The organism is Petralouisia muris, assembly GCF_004793545.1.
Taxonomy (GTDB): domain Bacteria; phylum Bacillota; class Clostridia; order Lachnospirales; family Lachnospiraceae; genus Petralouisia; species Petralouisia muris.
The window spans coordinates 1-685 of sequence record NZ_SRYA01000230.1 but is presented as its reverse complement, the minus strand read 5'-3'; the positions used below and the strand labels follow the sequence as shown (position 1 = coordinate 685).

Below are 685 nucleotides of genomic sequence, written 5' to 3'. Positions count from 1 at the left end.
GCAAATGGACAGCCTCAGATACACGCAGCCCGGAAGAATACATGGTAGCGATGATGGCCTTATGCTTAAGGTTATCAGTCGCTTCAATGACAGCATGGATCTCCTGTGGCGTAAGCACAGTTGGAAGATTCCGCTCACGCTTCATGGCAGGGACTTCCTCGTCATCCCAGGCAATCTTCAGGACTCTTTTGTAGAGAAACTTGATAGAGGAACGATAGTGATTATGAGTTTCAGGTGATCTGCCCTCCAGACGTTTCATGGTAAGAAAGGCATCTGCATCCTCAAGTGTGAGGTCAGTAACAGGCTTATTGGTGCAGCGCAAGAAATAGCTGACATTACTGCAATACAGTTGGATTGTCCGTTCTCTAAGGTTGCGTTTTTCCGCAGCTTGGCGGATGGATTCAAAAATATCTTCGTACATAAAAAACCTCCATGATAAGTAGTATTGAGTGTTTAAAGTGACGTCTACTTACCAGGGAGGCGCATTGGGATCATAATTCCGGTTGCGGAAGACACCAAAAAATGTTATTGTATTCATAGGCAGTGGAGGTCTCCGTATTTGATTGTTTTGTGTGGTAACTTAACAATACCGTATTGCGGAAGATTTTTCCACTGCTTTTATTTAGAGGAACGTAAAAACTACGCCACAGCCCTGGCAGGCCATCGCGCAGCGATTTTGTTCAAT

Annotated in this window: 1 protein-coding gene; it reads right to left on the bottom strand. The window is 44.8% G+C overall.

Going from position 1 to position 685, the window contains the following annotated elements:
* The coding region (locus E5329_RS29240) for a tyrosine-type recombinase/integrase (RefSeq protein WP_275443901.1) at positions 1–421 on the bottom strand (421 nt) is incomplete at its 3' end.
* Positions 422–685: the final 264 nt, after the last annotated feature.